General features: G+C 67.6%; 14 protein-coding genes and 1 riboswitch. Of the genes, 4 read left to right on the forward strand and 10 right to left on the reverse strand.

All coding sequences use genetic code 11. The features are described 5' to 3' along the window. Nucleotides 1-95: 95 nt before the first annotated feature. Nucleotides 96-185, forward strand: a riboswitch (yybP-ykoY riboswitch). Between the two features lie 88 nt (nt 186-273). After that, the gene (locus ACZK3J_RS22215; protein ID WP_032128462.1) at nt 274-849 is read left to right on the forward strand and encodes a manganese efflux pump MntP; all 576 of its coding nucleotides are present in this window, start codon (nt 274-276) and stop codon (nt 847-849) included. A gap of 72 nt (nt 850-921) precedes the next feature. On the opposite strand, the gene ACZK3J_RS22220 is transcribed toward ACZK3J_RS22215, so the two are convergent. From ACZK3J_RS22220 to glyQ, 6 genes are all read right to left on the reverse strand, one after another. Next, nucleotides 922-4,368, reverse strand: coding sequence for a hybrid sensor histidine kinase/response regulator (locus ACZK3J_RS22220; protein WP_110714185.1), 3,447 nt, complete (start codon nt 4,366-4,368; stop codon nt 922-924). Nucleotides 4,369-4,503: 135 nt separating this feature from the next. Further along, nucleotides 4,504-6,651, reverse strand: coding sequence for a S46 family peptidase (locus ACZK3J_RS22225; protein ID WP_478476253.1), 2,148 nt, complete (start codon nt 6,649-6,651; stop codon nt 4,504-4,506). A gap of 171 nt (nt 6,652-6,822) precedes the next feature. Then, a complete protein-coding gene (locus ACZK3J_RS22230) occupies nt 6,823-10,683 on the reverse strand; it encodes a translocation/assembly module TamB domain-containing protein (RefSeq protein ID WP_478476254.1) in 3,861 nt (1,286 codons plus the stop codon). Further along, nucleotides 10,680-12,476 (reverse strand): autotransporter assembly complex protein TamA, encoded by a 1,797-nt coding sequence (locus ACZK3J_RS22235; protein ID WP_080291770.1) that lies wholly within the window; start codon nt 12,474-12,476, stop codon nt 10,680-10,682. The genes ACZK3J_RS22230 and ACZK3J_RS22235 overlap by 4 nt, the downstream gene beginning before the upstream one ends. A gap of 256 nt (nt 12,477-12,732) precedes the next feature. Then, entirely contained in the window at nt 12,733-14,808 is a 2,076-nt protein-coding gene (gene glyS, locus ACZK3J_RS22240; RefSeq protein ID WP_277778808.1) for a glycine--tRNA ligase subunit beta, read from the reverse strand. A 71-nt stretch (nt 14,809-14,879) separates the two neighbouring features. Then, nucleotides 14,880-15,791, reverse strand: coding sequence for a glycine--tRNA ligase subunit alpha (gene glyQ, locus ACZK3J_RS22245; protein ID WP_006403404.1), 912 nt, complete (start codon nt 15,789-15,791; stop codon nt 14,880-14,882). Nucleotides 15,792-15,875: 84 nt separating this feature from the next. Between glyQ and ACZK3J_RS22250 the strand changes: the two genes are divergently transcribed. Genes ACZK3J_RS22250 through ACZK3J_RS22260 form a run of 3 tightly spaced genes read left to right on the forward strand, consistent with a single transcriptional unit; the run spans nt 15,876 to nt 19,391 of the window. Next, a complete protein-coding gene (locus ACZK3J_RS22250) occupies nt 15,876-17,711 on the forward strand; it encodes a GspE/PulE family protein (protein WP_478476255.1) in 1,836 nt (611 codons plus the stop codon). Continuing rightward, on the forward strand, nt 17,683-18,429 hold the full coding sequence (locus ACZK3J_RS22255) for a glutamine amidotransferase (protein ID WP_012481650.1): 747 nt from the start codon (nt 17,683-17,685) through the stop codon (nt 18,427-18,429). Before ACZK3J_RS22250 ends, ACZK3J_RS22255 begins: the two co-directional genes overlap by 29 nt. A 50-nt stretch (nt 18,430-18,479) precedes the next feature. Then, nucleotides 18,480-19,391 carry a BPSS1780 family membrane protein gene (locus tag ACZK3J_RS22260; RefSeq protein WP_478476256.1) on the forward strand — a complete coding sequence of 304 codons (912 nt, stop codon included), beginning with the start codon at nt 18,480-18,482 and terminating at the stop codon, nt 19,389-19,391. Between the two features lie 86 nt (nt 19,392-19,477). On the opposite strand, the gene tatC is transcribed toward ACZK3J_RS22260, so the two are convergent. The 4 genes from tatC to ACZK3J_RS22280 all read right to left on the reverse strand — a co-directional run bounded on the left by tatC (nt 19,478) and on the right by ACZK3J_RS22280 (nt 21,897). Further along, complete coding sequence (gene tatC / locus ACZK3J_RS22265; RefSeq protein WP_032128455.1) at nt 19,478-20,227, reverse strand: twin-arginine translocase subunit TatC; 750 nt, start codon at nt 20,225-20,227, stop codon at nt 19,478-19,480. Then, nucleotides 20,224-20,685 (reverse strand): Sec-independent protein translocase protein TatB, encoded by a 462-nt coding sequence (gene tatB / locus ACZK3J_RS22270; RefSeq protein WP_121504097.1) that lies wholly within the window; start codon nt 20,683-20,685, stop codon nt 20,224-20,226. The genes tatC and tatB overlap by 4 nt, the downstream gene beginning before the upstream one ends. A gap of 15 nt (nt 20,686-20,700) precedes the next feature. Next, the gene (gene tatA / locus ACZK3J_RS22275; RefSeq protein WP_032128453.1) at nt 20,701-20,928 is read right to left on the reverse strand and encodes a Sec-independent protein translocase subunit TatA; all 228 of its coding nucleotides are present in this window, start codon (nt 20,926-20,928) and stop codon (nt 20,701-20,703) included. 75 nt (nt 20,929-21,003) lie between these two features. After that, nucleotides 21,004-21,897, reverse strand: a complete 894-nt coding sequence (locus tag ACZK3J_RS22280; protein WP_049399149.1) for a lipid-binding SYLF domain-containing protein — start codon at nt 21,895-21,897, stop codon at nt 21,004-21,006. Between the last annotated feature and the right edge of the window lie 122 nt (nt 21,898-22,019).

Genomic DNA, 22,019 nt, shown 5'->3' on the forward strand with positions numbered 1-22,019 from the left:
GCGCTCTCGATATAGCCATCGCTATACAAACCAGCCCTGCCTGCGCGTTTCGCTGGAAATGCGCCGCGCGTGAATCGCGATGCTAAGCTGCGCGTCCCCTTGGGGAGTAGCCGGATTCCTACGCAGGAATCGTCCACGTCAACATACTCGGCCAGTGCGCCGTGGCGTGGACAACCATGATGGTTGGCGAGACCAGCGGCCCGCGCGCGCAACGTCAGGTTGGGCGCGAGCGCAGGCCGTGCGTCCGTCCTAGCCCGACCTCAGCCGCCGCCCATGTCCCCCATTTCGATCCTCCTGATCGGCTTTGCCATGTCCACCGATGCCTTCGCCGCTGCAATCGGCAAGGGTGCGGCCATGCGCAAGCCGGTATTCCGCGACGCACTGCGTGCCGGCATCATCTTCGGCGTCATCGAGGCGATCACGCCCATCATCGGCTGGCTGCTCGGCCGTGCCGCCCTGCAGTACGTCGAAGCCTTCGACCACTGGATCGCCTTCGGCTTGCTCGGCGCACTGGGCATCCACATGATCTACAACGGCCTGCGTCCGGACAGTGCCGACGAAGACGAAGACCCCTCGCAGCACCACGGCTTCTGGAAGCTGGCGCTGACCGGTTTCGCCACCAGCATCGACGCGATGGCGGTGGGTATCGGCCTGGCTTTCATGGACGTGCATATCGGCGTGATGGCTGCAGTGATCGGCCTGTGCACGCTGACCATGGTCACCGTCGGCATCATGCTCGGCCGCGTGCTGGGCAGCATGGTCGGCAAGCGTGCCGAGATCATCGGCGGCGTGATCCTGGTGATCATCGGCGCGACGATCCTGTACGAACACCTGCACGGCCTGGGGTAACGCTTCCGCGATTACGTGGTTGCCGGCCAGCGGCCGGCACTACCTGACGTCACATCCACGCATGGCGTGGATCTACTGCGCATCGCGCAGCGCGCCCAGGAAGGCGCGCAGCGAGGCCGGCTTGATCGGCTTGGTCAGCACGCGGTAGCCGCGTTCGCGCGCCATCCGCTTCAGCTCGTCGCGACCATCGGCGGTCAGCAGTGCGCCCGGCAGCGGGTAACCGGCCGCCTCGCGCAGCGCTACCAGCGCATCCAGGCCGTCCATGCGGTCGTGCAGGTGGTAATCCACCAGCATCACCTGCGGGCGCTCGGCGATCTTCTCCAGCGCCTGGTCGACGGTGGCCGCGGTGATCACCTGCACCTGCCAACGGCCCAGCAGCGCGCGCATGCCGTCAAGGATCTCCTCGTCGTTGTCCACGCACAGCACGCGCAGGCCCGCCAGCGAATCGCTGCGTACCGGTGCGGCCACCGCCTGTACCGGCGTGGCCAGCTCGGTGTAACCCGGCAGCGGCGCCACCCGCGGCAGGATGATCGAGAACATCGAGCCCTTGCCGACCCGGCTGCGTGCGTTCAACCGATGGTCGAGCAGGCGCGAGATGCGCTGGCAGATCGACAGGCCCAGGCCCAGGCCCTGTTCGCCCCAGTCGAATGGTTGCTGGTAGCGGTGGAACTCGTCGAAGATCTGACGCATATGGTGCTCGGGAATGCCGGGGCCGGTATCCCACACCTGCAGTTCCACTTCATCGCCGCGCTGGCGCACGGCCAGCACGATGCGACCCTGGCGGGTGTAGCGCAACGCATTGGCCAGGAAGTTCTGCAGCACGCGGCGCAGCAGGCGGCGGTCACTGCGCACCCACGCAGGGCGTGCGAACAGGTCCAGGCGCAGGCCGCGGCCAGCCGCGACCGGGGTGTACTGCGCGGCCAGCTCACGCATCAACGCGCTCACGTCGAACTCGCCGATCACCGGATGCAGGCCGCCGGCATCCAGCCGCGACACATCCAGCAGGCCATCGAGCAGCTCTTCGGCCGCACGCAACGAAGCGTCCACACGCTCGGCCAGGTGCTTCTGCTCGTCGCTCACGTGATCACTGTCGCGCAGTGCCGAGGCGAACAGGCGCGCCGCGTTCAACGGCTGCAGCACGTCGTGGCTGATCGCCGCCAGGAAACGGGTCTTCGACTGCTGCGCGACCTCGGCCTCATGCGAGCGCTCGGCCACGCGCTGTTCCAGCGTCTCATTGGCTTCCAGCAGCGCCTTTTCCGCATGCTTGTAGTCGGTGATGTCGTTGTAGCTGGTCACGTAGCCACCACCAGGCAGCGCCTGGCCACGCATCTCGATCACCTTGCCATCGCTGCGGGTGCGCTCGAACACGTGCGGTGAGCCGGCACGCATGTAGCCGATGCGGCGATTGATCTGCACCTCGATATCGCCCTCGCCCAGCTCGCCGCGCTCGGCGTTGTAGCGGATCAGGTCGGCCACCGGGCGGCCCACGTAGAGCATGCCGTCGGGGTAGCCGAACATGTCCTGGTAGCGGCGATTCCATGCGGTCAGCCGCATGTCCGGATCGACCACGCTGACCCCGGCGCTGATGTTCTCCAGCGTGGTCGACAGGATTTCGCGGTTGAAGCGCAGCTCCTGCCCGGCTTCGTCCAGCACGGCCACCACTTCGCCCAGATCCATGCCCGAGCCACGCAGCAGGCTGGTCAGCAGCAGGCGTGCCGACGCCGCACCGATCGATGCGGCCAACAAGCGCTCGGTGAACTGCACCCACGGCCGGTCCGCAGGCGCCGAGGATTGCAGCTCACGGCCCAGTGACTGCGCCTGTTCGAAGAACGAACGTCGCGCATGGCGTTCACCCACTACGCGCGAAGCCAGCGCCAGCAGATCGCCCACATGCACGTGACCCGGCCAACCACCCGCCACCGACGGGCGCTCGGCATATGGATCGAGGAACGGCGCGGCGCGAAGCCGCTCATCGACACCGGGCCGCCAGCGCGCGGACACCAGCATCATCGTCGCCGCGTTGACCAGCAGTGACCAGAAGGTGCCGTGGGTCAGCGGATCCCAGCCGGTCATGCCGAACAGCTGCTGCGGGCGCAGCCACTCGATGCCGAACGGGCCGTGCTGCACCCATGCGGCGTCGACCCAGCCGGCCATGGTCATCGCCGGCAGCAGCAGGGTGTACAGCCAGGTGGCGAAGCCGAGCAGCATGCCCACCTCGACGCCGCGCCGGCTGGCACCGCGCCAGTACAGGCCGCCGATCAGGCCGGGCGCGAACTGCGCCACCGCCGCGAACGCCATCAGGCCGTACGAGGCCAGCGTGCTGTCGTTGCTGCTGGTGCGGTAGTAGCTGTAGGCCATCAGCGCCAGCAGCAGGATCGCCAGGCGGCGGATCCACAGCACGCGCGAGGCGACGTCGGCGGCCTCCTGATGGTCGCCACTGCGACGCAGCAGCACCGGCATCACCAGATCGTTGCTGACCATGGTGGCCAGCGCGATCGACGACACGATCACCATGCCGGTGGCCGCCGAGAAGCCGCCCACATAGGCGATCAGCGCCAGCGCGTTGCGGCCCTCGGCCAGCGGCAGGGCCAGCACCATCGAGTCGTCGGCGACGCTGCCACCGGTGCCGAACAGGGTCACGCCGGCGGTGGCGATCGGCAGCACCATGCCCGAGATCAGTACCAGGTAGCCGCCGAACATCCAGCGCGCGCGGCGCACATCGCGCACATCGCCGCACTCGACCACGGCCACGTGGAACTGGCGCGGCAGGCAGATGATGGCGAGGAAGCTGAGCAGGGTCTGCGAGATGAAACCCACCGGCGGCAGGCCGGTGAACAGCGTATGCACCGATTCGACCACCGCGTCGGTGCGGTTGCTCAGCCACAGGTAGGCGAACACGCCCACGGCCAGCATCGCCAGCAGCTTGATCACCGATTCGAAGGCGATCGCCAGCATCATGCCGTGGTGGTGCTCGGTGGCATCGACCTGGCGGGTACCGAACAGGGTGGCGAACAACGCCATCAGCAGCGCCACGTACAGCGCTGGATCGGTGAAGAAGCCGGTCGGGCCGGTGTTGCCGGTCAGCACCTGCAGGCTCATCGCCACCGCTTTGTACTGCAGGGCCAGGTACGGAATGATGCCGATCAGCGCGATGATGGCCACCAGCGCCGCCAGCCGCCGCGAGCGGCCGAAGCGCGAGGAAATGAAGTCGGCGATGGACACCACGTTCTGGCTGCGCGCGATCAGCGCCAGGCGCTCGATGATGCGCCAGCCGAACAACAGCAGCAGCAGCGGGCCGATGTAGATCGGCAGGTAGCCCACGCCGTTGCGCACGGCGGTACCGACCGCACCGTAGAACGTCCACGACGAGCAGTACACGGCCAGCGCCAGGCTGTAGACCACCGGCCGCAGCCACGGCCGGTCGGGGTACATCGGCCGACGGTCACCCCACCACGCCACGCCGAACAGCAGCGCGGCATAGGCAACCGAGACCAGCAGCAGGATCCAGCTGGAGACCACGCGCGCGTTTCCGTCGGAAGAACCCGCAGTGTAGGCCAGGCGTGGCCGGGGGTGCGGGCTCGTTGGGGACAACCACCCCCACCAAGGTGGGGGCCTACGCGGTGCGGGCCACGACCATTGGTCGTGGCCGGCTTCTTACTGGGCCGGCACGCCCATTTCCTTCAGCAGTTCCGGCGCCGGGTAGACCTTGGCCAGCAGCCAGCGCAGGTAGCGCATGTCCACGTGCACGGCGCGCTTGTAGCGCGGGTCGAACCACCAGCTGGCGCTGACCGATTCCCAGTTGCTGTCGAAGTTCAGGCCGATCAGTTCGCCCTTGGCGTTGAGCACCGGCGAGCCGGAGTTGCCGCCGGTGGTATCCAGGTTGGTCAGGAAGTTGACCGTCTGGGTCTTCAGCGCCGGGTCGGCGGTGCTGCCGAAGTCACCCTTGGCGATCGCCGCCAGCAGCGGCTTGGGGGCATCGAACGGATAGGCGTTGGTGTTCTTCTCGACGATGCCGGCCACGGTGGTCACCGGCGAGTAGGTCACGCCGTCGCGCGGATGCAGCGCCTCGACCTTGCCGTAGCTGATGCGCAGGGTACGGTTGGCATCCGGGTACACCGCGCGGCCCTGCTTGGCACGCCAGGCGAACAGCGCCTGCATGTAGGCCGGGCGCAGGCGCAGCTGCTCGCCTTCGCGGGTCTTGCTTTCGTTCTCGATGCGCAGCTGCGCGGCCACCAGCGGGGCGGCCACGGTGATCAGCGGATCGGCAGCCAGCGCCTTGCCTTCGCGCGCAGCAGCGAAACGGGACAGGCGCTGTGCCTCCTCACCCAGCTGGGTGCCGGCGTACAGGGTGTCCAGTGCCTTCGCCAGCTGCTCCGGGGTACGGCCGAAGGCCGTATCGAACTCGGCCACGCGCTGCGCGTCCGGCAGCTGCTGGTAACGGGTCAGCAGGGTGGTCAGCAGCGCCTTCTCGACCTCCGGCGCGTAGCGGCGCTGGACCTGCTTGAGCACGCCTTCGATCATCGCCTGGTCGCGCTGCTGGAAACCACTCTCGCGCTGCGCGTCCGGCTTGGCCGATTCGATGCGCAGGCGTTCCAGCAGCAGCGCCGAGCGCAGCAGCTGGCTCTGTGCGGCCATCTGGTCCAGCAGCAGGTCACGCTCGCCCACCGCCGCACCCTGCGACAGGTTGGTCAGCAGCGCCTTGATGTCGCCTTGGTACTTGCGGTCGGTGGCAGCCAGCATCGCCGTCTCGTCGGCGGCACGCTGGGCCTTGGCGTCGCTGCGCAACAGGCCTTCCAGCTCACCAGCGGCGCGCTTGCGGTTGTTCTTCAGCGACTGCAGCTGCGAGGCGTAGCGGGTGCGCGCCTGCGCGTCCTTGACGCTGGCGGCCTCGATGGTGTCGATCATCTGCTGGAACACCGATACGCGGCGCGGCAGCACGGTATCGATCTGGCCAGCGAATTCGGCCGCGGTACGGTGGCGATAGGTGATGCCCGGGTAACCGGCCAGCATCGCGTAGTCACCTTCCTTCGGACCTTCCACCGACATCTGCAGGTGCGCCGGCGCCTGGTAGGGCACGTTGTCCTTGCTGTACGCGGCCGGCTTGCCGTCCTTGCCGACATAGGCGCGCAGCAGGGTGAAGTCGCCGGTGTGGCGCGGCCACATGAAGTTGTCGATCTCATCGCCGTAGTTGCCGATCGCACGCGGCGGCGCATACACCAGGCGCACGTCGCTCAGCTCCAGCTGGGCAATGCGGTAGAAATCGGTGCCGTAGTACATGTTGGCCACCGAGCAGCGCACGCTGCCGTCCTTCTCGCACTCGGCCACGATCTGCTTGCTGGCCGCATCCACCGCATCGAAGTAGGCACGGCCGGTCTTGCCACGCGCCTGCGCCAGCACCTGGTCGGTCACCTTGTCGAAGCCGACGGTGACCAGCACGCGGAAGTCCGGGTTGGCCGGGCGCTCGTCGGCGCGGTCCCTGGCGATGAAGCCACCATTGATCAGGTCATGCTCGGGCGAGCTGTTGTACTGGATCACGCCCATCGCCACGTGGTGGTTGGTCAGCAGCAGGCCGTCCGACGATACGAACGAGCCGGTGCCGCCACCGGCACGCACCACCGCGCTCAGCGGCGGTGCGGTGACATTGGCCAGGTCGGCCGGATTGCCCTTGAAGCCTGCGGCCTGCAGCGGCTTGGCCAGCTCCGGCAGCTGGGTCGGCATCCACATGCCTTCATCGGCGTGGGCGCCGGCGGCGAGGGTCAGGCCCAGGGCCAGGGCGGTGGGAAGGGCTTTGCGTGGTGACATGGGGCAATCCGGTACGACAGAACAGCCCGGGACCATAGCCGCTGGGGCCGGAAGGGGCAACGGCCGATGGTTGGGGGCGTCGTGCACGGTAGTGCCGGCCGCTGGCCGGCAACCCACGCAACTCGGGAGATACGGTGCAGTTGCCGGCCAGCGGCCGGCACTACCGCATCGTTACTTCTCCCGTCGCCAGTTGATCGAACCGCGGTTTTCCACCGTGCTCGATTCCACTTCCACGTCGAAGCCGCGACGCAGCAGGTACTTCAGCGTGATCACCGAACCGGCACCGACCAGCGACACGCCGTAACCGACGTACAGCTTGGGCGAGATGTACTTGCCGACGCCGATCACCGAGCCACCCAGCGCGCGCGACTGGCTCACGCCGGCATCGTCCAGGCCCAGCTTGGCACCCAGCTGCGAGGCCAGCAGGCCGCTGCCGGCCGACAATGCCGCCGAGGCCGCATTGACCTGCTGCGTCTGGTCGCTGCTGGCGCCGGTCAGGCTGCGTCCCAGCACCAGATAAGCCAGGGCTTCGGACTGCGACATCGCCGGGTCAGACCACACGTCCGCACGCGGCTGCTGCGCACGCCCGGTCACGTCGATACCAGCAGTGACATCACCGATCCGGCGCTCGGCACGGATGTTGATGCGCGGGTCGGACACCGCGTTGTAGTTCCAGGTGAGGTTGCCGCGGGTGATGGTCAGGTCCTGCCCGTACGCCTTGTAGCGGCCACTCACTTCCAGCCCACCATTGGCGGTCATCTCGCGGCCAGGCTTGGCCCAGACCTGCATCTTGCCGGTCAGCGCGCCCTTCAGGCCGAAGCCGGTCATCTTCACCTTGTCACCGAGGCTGACGGTCAGCTCCATATCCAGCGGCGAGGTACGCGACTCTTCCGGATCGGCCGGGTCGAGCACCACCACGTCTTCGGACACCGAGGTGCCGCGGTCCAGGCGCTCCAGATCGATGTCGGCCTCGGGCACGTGCACGGTGCCACGCAGCTCCATCGCGGCCTTGGCCAGGGTGAAGTCGAGGTTGGGATTGGCGACGATGCGCAGCTCGCTGGTGTTGGACAGCAGCACGTTGTCGCCGTGGATCTTCAACTGCAGCGGCTGTGCATCGCCGAACCACGACAGGCCACCATCCACGTACAGCGCGCCCTGGCCGGAGTTGGCCTGCGCGGTGATCTTGGCCGAACCATCGGGCTGGGCCACGAAGCTGCCCTTGCCCTGGTCGAAGGTCAGGCCCAACGCCGGGAATTCACCCTTGAAGTTGCTCAGCTGCGCGTCACCGCCCAGCGACGGCTGGCCACGCGTACCGCGCAGGCTGACGTGGCCTTCGATCAGGCCGGTCGGTCGCACGATGTCCGGCGAGAACAGCTCCAGCCAGTACAGCCGCGACATGTTGAGGTAGAGCTCGCCGTTCAGCGGTGCGCTGGCTTCCCAGCCGGTCTGCATCCTGGCGTCGACGAAGCCGTTGCCCTGGAAGCCCATGCCCAGGTAGCCCTTGATGCTGGCCGGGGTCATGTCGAGCTTGAGCGAGAACTGGTCGTAGCGCACCAGCTCGCCACGGGTGGTGTCCCCAACAGCATTGCGGTTCTCACCCAGGCGCACGCCGCCTTCCTTCGAGCGCACTTCCACATGGCCTTCCCAGGCGTTGCCGCGCGGGCGGATCTGCGCATCCAGGCTGACATCGCCACGCAGGTAGATGCGACGGCCGGACTGCGGCGGCAACCACGGCTGCACCAGCGCCAGTGGCAGCGCATCACTGCGCACCACCAGGCCTTCGCGCGGCCAGTTGGCCTGTGCGCACAGTGTGCCGCTGCTGGCGGCGGCCAGGCAGGCTTCGCCCAGCGTGTAGGTGCTGCCGTTGATCGCGAACGCCGCCGGTGCACGCAGCGACCAGGCATCGCCCTTCACCGGTGCGATGCGCAGCGCGGCCAGCTCGCCGCGCCACTGCGCGCCCTGCTGGCGCACGCTGCCCTGCAGCTCGATCGCGCCCATCTCGTTGCGGGTCTGCGCGGCCAGGCGCAGGTTGGAGACACTGCCCTGCGCATCCACATTCAAGCGTTCCAGCAGCATGCCGGCATTGACCTGCTGGCCCTGGATCGCCAGCGTGCCGCTGTCGCCACGCCACGGCAGGTGGCCCTTGATGCTCACGCTCTCGGCGCCGTAGCCGTCCCAGTTGAGGTTGTTGCCGACCAGGTCGGCGGTGATGTCCGGCGCATCGCGCGGGCCCTTCACCTGTACCTGGCCACGCAGGCCGCCATCGGCGCCCGGCAGCAGGTCACTCAGCTGCAGCGGTTCGAAACGCGCATCGATGTCGAGGCGGTCACCGACCTTGCCCGAAGCGGTCACCCGGCTGCTGCCCAGCGACAGCTTCAGGTCACCCTGGCCCTGCGCGCCCTGCAGCGCGAACTTGCCCTGCGCGTCCAGGTTGCGCTGACGCAGCACGCCCTTCAACGACGGCAGATCGACCGTGGCTTCCAACGTGCCGGCGGTACCCGGCGGTGCGTTTGCCGGCGGCGGCAGCTGGCGGCCCTTGGAGGCCAGGTTGCCGGACAGGCGGCCATTCCATCCCGGCACGAAATAGCCGGGGTCGAAGTCCTTCAGCGTGGCCTTGGCATCCCAGTCCAGCTGCGGTGCCCACGCCACCTGGCCTTCCACCTGCAGCTGGCCACCCGGGGTCTGCGCCTGCAGCTGGTGGATCGACGCGGCCTGATCGTTGCCGCGCACATCGAAGTGCAGCTGTGCCTTCTGCGCGTCGCGCTCGACCTCGGCGCGGCCGATCGCCGCCCAGGCCTTCAGGGTACCGGCCAGGCCGAAGCGTGCTTCCTTCAAGGTGACCGGCACCGGGGCGCTGCCGGCGGTGTTCGGGTCCGCCGCTGGCACGTAGGTCAGGTCATGTGCGACCACCGAGAAGTTGAGCTTCTGCTGGTCTTCCTGGCTGAAATCGGCGGTGCCTTCCAGCCGCGCCTCACCGCCAAGACCCTTCACCAGCAGCGGTGAGACTTTCAGCACCTGGTCCTGCAGCGACACCACCGACGGTGCCAGTTCCAGTTCCTGATCGCCCTGTTTCACCTTGCCACGCAGGTTGGCGTTGCCGCCCTTGCCGGCGGCGGTGAAGTCCAGTGCCAGCGGCGCGATCGCCGAGCTGGCCAGTGCCGGCGACAGCAGCGCCAGATCCAGCTCGTCACTGCGGATGCTGGCGCTCCAGCTCGGATCGGTGCGGCCATCGAACACCAGCATCGCGTGCAGCGGCTTCGGCGCGCGCCCGGCTACGGCCACTTCCATGTGCGACAGGTCACCGCGGGCGACCAGGCCGACGGTGGCGGCCGTGCGGCCACGCGGCGCCGGCAGCACCGCGGTGACGGTTACATCGGTGTCGTAGTCCTTGGCCGGGATGTAACGACCCTGGGCGGTGAAATTGCCCATGTCGCTGTCCACCAACAGTTTGTGTGCCTGGAACTCGCCATTGGCGATCTCGATGCCGCCGCGCACGCGACTGATGTCGATCACCGGCTCGTTGGCCTGGCTGATGCGGAAGCCGTCGATGGCGATGGCATCGGCCTGGATCGCCAACGGCATTTCGATCTGCGGCAGCGAATCGGGCCACGACGGCAGCTTGAACGGCTCGTCACTCTTGGCCAGGTTCAGCGTCGCGTTGGTCAGCTCCAGCTTGTCCAGCAGCAGCTTGCGGCCCAGCAGCGGGCGCAGGTCCGGCTCCAGATGGGCGCGCTCGGCGTGGAAATGGATGTCGTCGTAGCGGAAGTCGACGTTGTACAGGGTCAGCGGACCGGCCACCGGGCCGTCCACCTTGTCCCAGGTGAAGCTGGCGCCCACCGGCAGCCGTGCCACCACCTGCGCCAGCAGCACGTCACGGCCGGCCACGGTCTGCAGCAGCCAGTACACCGCCAGCAGGGCCAGCAACACCAGGCCCAGCACGCCCACACCGGACCAGGCCCAGAAGCGGCGGCGGCGGTAGAAGCGCACGCGCGGCGGCGTGGTCGGGTTCGGAGTGGGTGCGGGCGTACTCACAGGTCCGCTCCGATGTTGAGGTACAGCTGGAACTGCGAATCCGGGTTGTTCAAGCCATGCGCGATATCCACGCGCACCGGGCCCACCGGCGATTTCCAGCGCACGCCGAAGCCGACGCCGGTATGCAGATCGATGGTGTTGTCGAAGGCGCTGCCGGTATCGACGAACACCGCCGCACCCCAGGGGCCACCATTGAAATAATGCTCGTACTCGGCCGAGCCGATCACCAGGTTCTTGGCGCCCAGCGCGTACTTGTCCGGTGCCGGGGTCCGCGGGCCCACCTCGCGATAGGCATAGCCGCGGATGCTGCGGTCACCACCGGCGAAGTAGCGCAGGCTGGGCGGCATCGCCACCAGATCACTGGTCCAGGTGGTGCCACCCTCGCCGCGCAGGATCAGGCGGTTGCTTTCGCCCACCGGGATGTACCAGCGCAGCACGGCATTGGCCTGCACGAAGCTGGTGTCCGAACCGGCACCCTCAACGCCGGCACGCATCGTCGCAGTACCGCTGATGCCCTTGCGCGGGAACAGTTCGTCATCGACGTTGACGTAGTCGGCGACCATCTGCGGGTACACCAGCGTCGAGGTGTTGTAGACCGCGTCGGTGAATTCGGTGCCGGAGGCATAGCGCCAGCGCTCGCGCAGCGCGTTGATCGAGGCGATCGCGGTCCAGTGTTCGTTGATCTCGCCGCTGCGGCTGGCGATCAGCTTGAAGTTGCGCAGGTCGATGTAGTCGGTCTGCTCGTCGTAGGCGCTGGCAGCGAAGGTGTACCAGCCATCAAGCCAGTTGAAGGCCGGAATGCGGTAGCTGGTGACCAGGCTCTTGCGCTTCTGCGCATAGTCCAGCTGCGTGTTCATCTTGTGGCCGCGGTTGTTCAGCCACCGCCGTTCGATGCCACCGCGCACACCCGGGCCACTTTCGCTGCCGTAGCTCAGACCCGCGGTGTAGATGGTGCGCTTGGCACGGGTCAGCTTCACATCCACCGGCACTTCGCCGTTCGCATCGGCCTGGTCGGGCCGCGGCTGGATGTCGATCACGCTGAAGTAGTCCAGCTTGGTCAGCGACTCGCGCAGCCGGTCCAGCTTGCCCTCGTGGAAGTAGCTGCCCTGTTCCCAGTACACCAGCGGATCGAACAGCTTGTCGACGAAGTAGTCCTGCTCGAAACGCACCGGTCCCATGTTGTAGCGGCGGCCGCTGTCCCAGGTCAGGTCGATGTCGGCGGCGTTGTCGGCACGGGTGATCTGCACCTGACGCTGGGTGTAGTCGGCATCGAAATAGCCACGTTCGGCCAGGCGGCGGGTGACGGTGATCTTGCTGGCTTCGTACTGCGTATGTTCGAAACGCTGGCCCTTGCGCGGCTTGAACGCGGCCAGATCGTCCTGCAGGTACTGGTCGTACATCGCCGGCCCGGTGATGTCGATGTGCTCGCGGCGGACGGTCACCGGGGTGCCCTTGTCGACATGGATCAGCACGCGCACGTGCTCGTCCTCGCGCGGCGCCTCGACCTTGATCACCGGGTTGTAGTACCCGAACGGTTCCAGTGCCTGGCGGGTCTGCCGCTCGGCCTGTGACAGCAGGTACTCCAGGCGCGATTCGCCCTGTTCCTTGCCGATCGTGTCGTACAGCGACAGCGATTCCTGGATGTTCTCGATGATTGCGGCGTCGTCGCCCTTGTCCAATCCCTTGATGTCCACCTTGTCGATGGTGCCGCGCGCGTGGGCCACGGAGGTGGCGGCCAGCGACAGGACCATCAGCGGCAGGGCGTATTTCTTTGGCTGCATGCGGCACAGCATACCGACCGAAGGTGACGATGCGAAATGCATCACGTCATTGGGGATCGGTTGTTAAGTGGCGGTCAAAATACGCGCCTTTGTGGCGATCGTCGTGATCGCAGCCGAGGATGCCGGCATCGTGCGCGATGCCGGCAATGACCCCGATGGACATCCGCCGGCGATGATCCGGTAGTGCCGGCCGCTGGCCGGCAACCCACAGATCGATCCGATGCGCGGTGGCAACGCCGGCCAGCGGCCGGCACTACCGATACGGGCGTCAGCTCGACAGATGCTCGATCGCTGCCACCTTGCCCAGGCGCTCGCCCAGCATCGTCAGCAGCGCCAGGCGGTTGCCACGCAGCGCCGGATCTTCCGCATTGACCATCACGCCATCGAAGAACGCGTCGACCTGCGGGCGCAGGCGCGCCAGGCGTGCCAGCACAGCCACATAGTCCTTGTGCTGCAGGCTGGCGCCGGTGTCGTCGATGGCCGCGGTGACCGCTTCAGCCAGCGCGCGCTCGGCGTCTTCCTGCAGCAGCGCCGGGTCGATCTGGGCCGGGATGTCGCCTTCGGCCTTGCGGAGGATGTTGCGGATGCGCTTGTTGGCCGCAGCCAGCGCCTCGGCTTCCGGCAGCGCGGCGAAGGTGCCGATCGCATCCAGGCGGCGGTCGAAGTCGTACAGCGAGGCCGGCTTCAGCTCGGCGACGGCGTTGAAGTGCGTGGCCGGCACGCCCTTGTCGGCGTAGTAGCCCTTCAGGCGGTCGAGGATGAAGTCGTACAGCTCGCCGACATCGGCCTGCACGTTGCGTGCGGCCAGGCCGGCGTTGGCGCTGGCCAGCAGCGCGCGCAGGTCCAGCTCGAAGCCGCTTTCGATGATCGTGCGGGCCAGGCCCAGCGCGTTGCGGCGCAGCGCGAACGGGTCCTTGTTGCCGGTCGGCTTCAGGCCTGCGGCGAAGCCACCGGCCAGCGTGTCGACGCGCTCGGCGATGGCCAGCACCTTGCCCAGCGGCGACAGCGCGATGTCATCACCACCGAAGCGCGGCTGGTAGGCCTCGTCGATGGCCAGCGCCACCTCGGCCGATTCGCCACCGGCCACGGCGTAGTGGCGGCCGGCGATGCCCTGCAGCTCCGGGAACTCGTTGACCATGCGCGACTGCAGGTCGTTCTTGGCCAGTTCGGCAGCCCGCTTGGCCTGCGCGGCATCGGCGCCAACCTGGGGTGCGATCACTTCGGCCAATGCAGCCACGCGCGCCACCTTGTCGGCCACGCTGCCCAGCTTGGCCTGGTAGGTCACCGTCTTCAGCCCCTCACCCATCGACACCAGGCCCTGCTTCAGGTCCTCGTCGAAGAAGAACTTGGCATCGGCGAAACGCGGACGGATCACCCGCTCGTAGCCCTTGGCCACTTCGGCCACGTTCTTCGATTCGATGTTGGCGATGCCGATGAACTTCTCGGTCAGCGTGCCTGCGGCATCCAGCACCGGGAAGAACTTCTGGTTGATCTCCATCGTCTCGATCAGCGCTTCCTGCGGCACCGCCAGGAACGCGGGCTCGAAGCTGCACAGCACCGCCGACGGCCATTCGACCAGGTTCACCACCTGCTCCAGGTTGTCGTCGGTGATGCGGGCGCTGCCACCGGCCTTGGCCGCAGCGGCCTCGACCTCGGCGACGATGCGCGCGCGGCGCTCGCTCGGGTCGACCAGCACGAACGCGGCGCGCAGCGCTTCAACGTAGTCCTGCGGCTGCGCCAGCGACACCGCCTGGTCATGGTGGAAGCGATGGCCACGGCTGACGCGGCCGGCCTGCAGGCCGAACAGTTCGGCCTCGACCACGTTGGCGCCGTGCAGCAGCACCAGCCAGTGCGCCGGGCGCGCGAAGCCCCAGGCGTGGTCGCCCCAGCGCATCGGCTTGGGAATCGGCATCGCCGCGATCGCCTCGCGCAGGATCTCCGGCAGCAGGCTGGCGGTGCTCGCGCCCGGGGTCACCGCGCGGTGCACGAAGCGCTCACCCTTGTTGTCGGTGGTCTTTTCCAGCGCGGTCCAGTCGATCCCGGCCTTGGCGGCGAAGCCCTGCAGGGCCTTGGTCGGCTGGCCTTCGGCATCCAGCGCGATGTTCAGGTACGGGCCCAGCACTTCGCTGTGCTGTTCCGGCTGTTCCAGGCCGACGCCCGGCAGCAGCACGGCCAGGCGGCGCGGAGTCGACAGCGGGCGCGCATCGCCCAGTTCCAGCGCGACGCCGCGCTTGCGCAGGCCGTCGACAACGCCATCGAAGAACGCCTGGGCGAGGCCCGGCAGCGCCTTGACCGGCAGCTCCTCGGTGCCCAGTTCGATCAGCAGGGGGGACAGTTGGCTCATCGTTTCAATCCTGTGGTGGGGGCGCAGCGCGCGACGCGTCCGGCGCCCCGGAGTAAGGGGGGGAGCGGCCGTCAGGCCTTCTTCGCGCCCGGGAAGCCCAGCTTCTCGCGCTGCTCGTAGTACGCCTTGGCCACCGCCTGGGCCAGCGCGCGCACGCGCAGGATGTAGCGCTGGCGCTCGGTCACGCTGATCGCGCGGCGCGCATCCAGCAGGTTGAAGGTGTGGCTGGCCTTCATCACCTGCTCGTAGGCCGGCAGCGGCAGGTTCACTTCCACCAGCTTCTGCGCTTCGCGTTCGCAGGCGTCGAAACGGTGGAACATCTCTTCCACGTCGGCGTATTCGAAGTTGTAGGTGCTCTGCTCCACCTCGTTCTGGTGGTAGACGTCGCCGTAGGTCACCGGCTGGCCGTCCGGGCCGTAGGTCCAGACCAGGTCGTAGACGTTGTCGCAGTTCTGCAGGTACATGCACAGGCGCTCGAGACCGTAGGTGATCTCGCCCAGCACCGGGCGGCACTCCAGGCCACCGGCCTGCTGGAAGTAGGTGAACTGGGTCACCTCCATGCCGTTGAGCCAGACTTCCCAGCCCAGGCCCCAGGCGCCCAGCGTCGGCGATTCCCAGTTGTCCTCGACGAAACGCAGGTCGTGCACCAGCGGATCGATGCCCAGCGCCTTCAGCGAATCCAGGTACAGCTGCTGGATGTTGTCCGGCGCCGGCTTCATCGCCACCTGGTACTGGTAGTAGCGCTGCAGGCGGTTCGGGTTCTCGCCGTAGCGGCCGTCGGTCGGGCGGCGCGAGGGCTGCACGTAGGCCGCGTTCCAGCTCTCCGGACCGATCGCACGCAGGAAGGTGGCCGGGTGGAAGGTACCGGCGCCCACCTCCAGGTCGAGCGGCTGGATGAGCACGCAGCCCTGCTGGGCCCAGAACTGGTTCAGGGTCTGGATCAGGCCCTGGAAGGTGATCGGAACGGTCGGGGTCGCGGACATGCGTACGAGTCTTGGCCGGCAAGGGGGGTGCGTTAGTATAACGGCCGACCTGCGGGGCATTCCGTACCCGGGAGGAGCAGGCAGATGGAACATCGGCTGCCGGTGGGCACGCCCGGCGAGGCTGGCGGCGTACCGCTGCCGTGGGGTCGCCTGCAGTTCGAGCAGATTGCCGCGGCCCTGATCGCCGATGGCCTGGTGGCCGAGCAGGACCGCGAGCGCATGCGCTTTTCCGCGCAAGGCGCACGCAACGCCAGTGAAGTGCACCCGCTGGTGCTGCTGTCCAACCTCAAGCTGGCCGCCAACGGCGGTGGCGAACTGACCCTGGAGCGCCTCACCGAGTGGCTGGCGCAGCGCACCGGCAGCCGCTACCTGCGCATCGACCCGACCCGGGTCGACGTCGCCGCGGTCACCGCGCTGGTCTCCCATGCCTACGCGCGCCGCCACCGTTTCCTGCCGTTGGCGGTGGATGCCGAGCGCGTGCTGGTGGCCACCAGCGAGCCGCTGGTGCAGGAATGGCGTCGCGACCTGCAGCACCTGACCCGCCGCCGCATCGAGCTGGCGGTGGTCAACCCGCTGGACCTGCACCGCTACACCATGGAGTTCTACGGGGTGACCCGTTCGGTGCGCGGCGCCCGTGGCGACGTGCGTGGCGAAGCCAACACCACCCTGCCCAGCTTCGAGCAACTGGTGGAGCTGGGCCGCACCGGCGACGTCAATGCCGACGACCAGCACATCGTGCATATCGTCGACTGGCTGCTGCAGTACGCCTACGAGCAGCGCGCGTCGGACATCCACCTGGAGCCGCGCCGCGAGATGGGACGCATGCGCTTCCGCATCGACGGCGTGCTGCACAAGGTGTTCGAGGTGCCGCCGGCGGTGATGACCGCGGTGGTCAGCCGCATCAAGGTGCTCGGCCGCATGGACCTGGCCGAACGCCGGCGCCCGCAGGATGGCCGCATCAAGACCCGTTCGCCGGGCGGCCGCGAGGTCGAGATGCGCCTGTCGACCATGCCCACCGCCTTCGGCGAGAAGTGCGTGATGCGCATCTTCGACCCGGATGCCGCCTTCAAGAGCATCGACCAGCTCGGTTTCAGCCCGCAGGAGGCGGCGGGCTGGAATGCACTGGTCGAACGCCCGCACGGCATCGTGCTGGTCACCGGCCCGACCGGCTCGGGCAAGACCACCACCCTGTATTCCACGCTGAAGCGGCTGGCCACGCCGGACCTGAACGTGTGCACGGTGGAGGACCCGATCGAGATGATCGCGCCCGAGTTCAACCAGATGCAGGTGCAGACCAACATCGACCTGGATTTCGCCAGCGGCGTGCGCACGCTGCTGCGGCAGGACCCGGACATCATCATGATCGGCGAGATCCGCGACCTGGAAACCGCGCAGATGGCGGTGCAGGCCTCGCTGACCGGCCATCTGGTGCTGTCCACCCTGCATACCAATGACGCGCCCTCGGCGGTCACCCGCCTGCTCGACCTGGGCGTGCCGCACTACCTGCTGGCCAGCACCCTCAACGGCATCCTCGCCCAGCGCCTGGTGCGCACGCTGTGCCCGCACTGCAAGCAGCCGCACAGCCTCGGCGCCGCCGACTGGGCGGTGCTGGCTGATAGCCATGCCGCATATCCAGATGCCGCCACGCCCTGTCGGCCGGTCGGTTGCCTGGAGTGCCGGCGCACCGGATTCCTCGGCCGCATCGGCCTGTATGAGTTGCTGCCATTGGGTTCGCGGCTGCGCGGGCAGATCCGCGCCGACATGGATCTGGCCGGTTTCAGTCGGGCTGCGCGGGCTGAAGGCCTGCGAACCCTGCGTCAGGCCGGGCTTGAAAAGGTGGCGCAGGGGCTGACTACAATCGAGGAAGTCCTGTCAGTACTGCCGCCCCCGGATGAACCCAGCCCCGTTCCTGATCCTTGAAACCGGCCGACCGGTGCCGTCATTGCGCCGCTACGGGCGCTTTCCGCACTGGATCCGCGTCGCCGCCGGGCTGGAAGAACACGAGACGGTGGTGGTCGATGTCGAGCACGGTGGCGCCCTGCCCGACCCTCATGCCTTCGCCGGCGTGCTGGTGACCGGCTCGGCCGCCTTCGTCACCGACCATGCCGACTGGAGCGAGCGCAGCGCCGCGTGGCTGCGCCAGACCGCCCACGACGACCTGCCGGTATTCGGCATCTGCTACGGCCATCAGCTGCTGGCACATGCGCTGGGTGGCGAGGTGGCCTACAACCCGGCCGGCCGCGAGTCCGGCACGATCGAACTGGAACTGCAGCCGCAGGCCGCGCAGGACCCGCTGTTCCAGGGCCTGCCGCAGCACTTTGCCGCCCATGCCACCCATCTGCAGACCGTGCTGCGCGCGCCCGACGGCGCCGAGGTGCTGGCCCGGTCGCCGCTGGATGGCTGCCATGCCTTCCGCTGGGGCCGCCAGGCCTGGGGCGTGCAGTTCCATCCGGAGTTCGCCACCCACCACATGCGTGGCTACGTGCGTGCCCGCGCCGACTGCATCGGCCGCCACGGCGGCTGCGCCCGCAGCATCGAGCGCGCGGTCAGTGCCGCGCCGCTGGCCCGCCAGCTGTTGCGCCGCTTCGTCCGCCAGGCACGGCTGTCTTCAGCCCAGCCGGTGGCAAAACAGGGATAATCGGCGGCACGGGCAGCCGCCCGGCCCCCTCCTGTCCTTCCCGGATGTCCATGAAAGAGATTCGCAAGCTGCCGGCTTCGGCGGGCGCCCAGTGGTTGCTGGATACGTTCTCCCTGTACCGGCGTGCGCCGCTGCAGCTGGCCCGGATCGGCCTGGCCTGGCTGCTGGTGAGCTGGGTGGTGACCCTGCTGTCGACCTTGATTCCCGGCGCCGCCGGCATGGCCGTGCAGCTGATGACCCTGGCCATCTCGCCGATCATGTTCGGCGGCATGCTGTACGCCGTGGGCGAGATCGACGAAGGCCGCCCGGGCCTGGCCTCGCACCTGCTGCAGCCGATCCGCGACCACCGCGTCAGCCACCTGCTGGTGCCGCTGGCGATCCAGGTGCTGGCGGTCCTGCTGCTGGGCGCGCTGTTGTTCATGATGATCGGCCGCGAGGGCTTCACCGCCTTCAGCGAGGTCATGACCAAGATGGAAGAGATCAGCCGCAGTGGCCAGCAGATCAAGCCAGACGACGCGGCCGCGCTGGTCGCCAACCTGCCGGCCAAGCGCATCGCGCTGTGGATGCTGCTGGTGTTCCTGAGCGCGGTGGCGCTGTCGCTGGCGATGTTCACCCAGCCGGCCCTGGTGGTGTTCGACAAGCAGAGCGGCATGCATGCGCTGCGCCTGAGCCTGCAGGGCTGCATCGAGAACATCGGCGCGATGTTCGTGTTCGCCGTACTCGGCCTGATCGCCGCGTTCTGCATGTACATCCTGTTCGTGATCGTGATCCAGATCGCGATGCTGATCGGTGGCCCGCTGGCTGCGGCCTTCATCGCCCAGCTGGTGCTGACCACGGTGCTGATGCCGCTGTATGTCGGCGCGGTCTACGCCGCGTGGAAGCAGATGTTCGTGCATCGCGGCAGCCGCGCGGCCCCACCGATCCCGACCACGCCGACCTCAAGCGACGTGTTCCACGCCTGACGGAAAAAGGGGACGGAGGGGATTAAGTCGTTTATGCCCAGTGTGTGCAGCTAACGACTTAATCCCCTCCGTCCCCTTTTTTTCTTTCAGGCGGCGGGTTTCTTCACTACCGACGACGGCACCAGCCAGCGTGCGGCGTGGATGCCCAGTTCGTAGAGCAGGCACATGGGAATCGCCAGCATCAGCTGCGAGACCACGTCCGGCGGGGTCAGCACCGCCGCCACCACGAAGATGCCGACGATCGCGTAACCGCGGCCTTCCTTGAACTGCTGCGGCGTCACCCAGCCCAACAGCACCAGGATCACCATCGCCACCGGCAGTTCGAAACTGCCGCCGAAGGCAAAGAAGATCGCCAGCACGAAGTCCAGGTAGGCGTTCGCATCCGGGGTGATCGCGATCACGTCCGGGCTGAAGGTGGTGAGGAAGTGGAATACCGCCGGCAGCACCAGGAAGTAGGCGAAGGCACAGCCGGCGTAGAACAGCAGCACCGACGACACCAGCAACGGCACCGCCAGGCGCTTCTCGCGCGCATACAGGCCGGGCGCGACGAAGGCCCACAGCTGGTACAGCAGCCACGGCACCGCCACGAACAGGGCCACGAAGAAAGTCAGCTTCAGCGGGGCGAAGAACGCACCGGCCGGGTTGGTGGCGATCATCGTCTGCCCGTTCGGCAGCTGCGAGACCAGCGGTTCGGCCAGCGCGTTGTACAGCTTCTGGGTGAACGGCAGCAGCGCCAGCAGCACCACGCCCAGGCCCAGCAATGCGCGCACCAGGCGGCCGCGCAGTTCCACCAGATGTTCGACCAGCGAGCTTTCGCCGAAATCCTGTTCACTCATGGCTGGCGCTCCGGGCTGCTCTGCGGCGGCGGCGCACCGGCTTCAGGGGGTGTCGCCGGCGTCGGCTCGGGAGCAACGCTCTCCTGTGCCGGCGCATCGGTGTCGGGCACGGCGCTCATGTGCGGCGGAAGATCTGCGGGCGCCGGCGCGCGTACTTCCTGCGCCAACGTATCGCCCTGCTGCTGGGCCTCCTGCGCTTCGCGACGGATCGCTTCACCGCTGGCGCGCAGCTGGTTCTCGGTGTCCTGCATGCCCTGGCGCACGTCCTGCATCTGCCGCTTGATGTCCTCGGCCTGCAGTTCGCGCTCCAGTTCCTGTTTCACCGAATCCCACTGATTACGGGCACGTCGCACCCACAGGCCGGCGAAGCGGGCCGCCTTGGGCAGGCGCTCGGGACCGAGCACCACCAGGGCGACCACTGCAATCACCAGCAGCTCGCTGAAGCCGATATCAAACACCGCGACCGCTCCGGATCAGCGAGCGTTACGGTCGTGCTCGTCCTGCGCGGCGCGCGAGGCGTCCTGGCTGCGCGATTCATCGCCCAGCTGCGCGTTCGGCTTGTCCTCGTCGCGCATGCCCTTCTTGAATTCCTTGACCGCCGAACCGAGATCCTTGGCGCCACTGGTCAGGCGCTTGGTGCCGAACACCAGCAGGACGATGGCCAGCACGACCAACCAATGCCAGATGCTGAAACTGCCCATAAAGACGCTCGTTACGTTAGTGATCAGGCTGTCGAGCATAGCGCACCGGGTGTTAGGCGGCGCGCGTGACGAAAGTCAGTTTCCGCCCAGCGTTTCCGTGCGGATTTCGCCGTCGTTGACCGGCTGGAAGCCCTGCTGCTGCGGCGGCGGGTTCTGCGGCACGTTCTGCAGCGGTGCGGTAGTGGCTTCGGCCGGGGCGGCCGGCGCTGCCTGAACAGGCGCCGGAGCAACCGTCGGGGCCGCTGCCGGACGCGGCGCGTTGCCACCGTTGCCGTTGCGGTTGTTGCGCGCGGCGTAGGTGGCCTCTTCCAGGCGGTCGCGGAACGTGACCACATCCATCGACGGCGAACCGGCGGCGCGGCCTTCGAAGATCATGCGCGGCGTGGTGTTGCTGCCGTAGGCGTCCAGGTTGGCGGCATCGTCGATCTGCAGCACCGCACCATCCAGGGCGACACCGGCGAACAGGCCGCGGGCGCGCGACCAGGACCAGATTTCGGCCTTCAGCTGACCGTCGGTGGCGGCGGCGGCATTGCGGCCGACCGGGCCGGCGGCGACACCCGCATCGGCGCCCAGCGTGAACTTGCCGTTGACCAGGTTGTCCAGGCTACGGTCGTTGCGGAACACCAGCACCACATCGGAGGACTGCACGCCGGCCTGGAAGCCGATGCTGCCGCCGGTGAGCTTCACGAACACCGGGTTGGACCAGGCACCGTTGGGCATGCGCACGGACATCAGGCCGTGGCCACGACGACCGCCAATGACCAGACCGGCCTTGATCGTGTCGGGAATGACGATGACCGCGCGGCCTTCGTCGAGCAATTTATCCGGAATGCCCTGTTCAGGGATTTCCTGGATTTCAGCCAGCACGCGCACGGCATTGCGGGCACGCTGGTCTTCCTGCGGTCCGGCCATGGCCTGGCTGGACAGCAGGCTGGCGGCGATCAGCAGGGCTTGGATCGGGCGACGCATGGCAGGCTCCAGAAGTCAGTCCATAGGAAGATATAGCAAGTGACTGAAATTAGTAGTGTTGTCATGAATCCCCAATGAGCGTTCCCTGCTCACATTGATGCGCGCTATGCCTGCAATCCGAA

Source organism: Stenotrophomonas sp. 86428_Sma, assembly GCF_056481585.1.